This window comes from Psychrobacter sp. TB20-MNA-CIBAN-0197, assembly GCF_040309765.1.
Lineage (GTDB): Bacteria > Pseudomonadota > Gammaproteobacteria > Pseudomonadales > Moraxellaceae > Psychrobacter > Psychrobacter submarinus.
This window is the reverse complement of the sequence record NZ_JBEOPC010000100.1, coordinates 1-478: the sequence shown is the minus strand read 5'-3', so window position 1 is coordinate 478 and position 478 is coordinate 1. Positions and strand designations below refer to the sequence as shown.

1 protein-coding gene is annotated in these 478 nt (G+C 61.7%); it reads left to right on the top strand.

What is annotated here, in order from left to right; genetic code table 11:
* Positions 1-309: ATP-binding protein (locus AAEY83_RS12840; RefSeq protein WP_351059280.1), on the top strand; the 309-nt coding region annotated here is incomplete at its 5' end.
* Between the last annotated feature and the right edge of the window lie 169 nt (positions 310-478).

The window sequence follows — 478 nt, the reverse complement described above, 5'->3', positions numbered from 1 at the left end:
ATCCAGAACCTGTTGCGCAATGCCATGCGCTATTGCGAAAAGCGCATTCAGATTGGCGTGCAGGTCATTGGGGGCGGTTGTGAGATATGGGTTGACGACGATGGCATCGGCATTCCCGACGACGAGCGCGAGCGGATCTTTGAACCGTTCTATCGGCTCGACCGCAGCCGTGATCGCGCGACCGGCGGATTCGGCCTCGGTTTGGCGATCAGCCGCCGCGCGCTCGAAGCGCAGGGCGGCACACTAACCGTTGAGAGTTCGCCGCTGGGTGGGGCGCGATTCAGGCTGTGGTTGCCGGCCATGGCCTGAACCGGATGACGAATATCAGGGCTGCGTTGTGGCGCTGGTCTGCAACACGCATTGCTGGGTTTTACTGTCCCAGACCTGGCCTTTCGGGCATTCGGGTTTCTTGACGGCGTCGCTTTCATCGACAGCAAAAACAGCAGGGCTGGACAGGGCGGCGACCAGCAGCGGGACG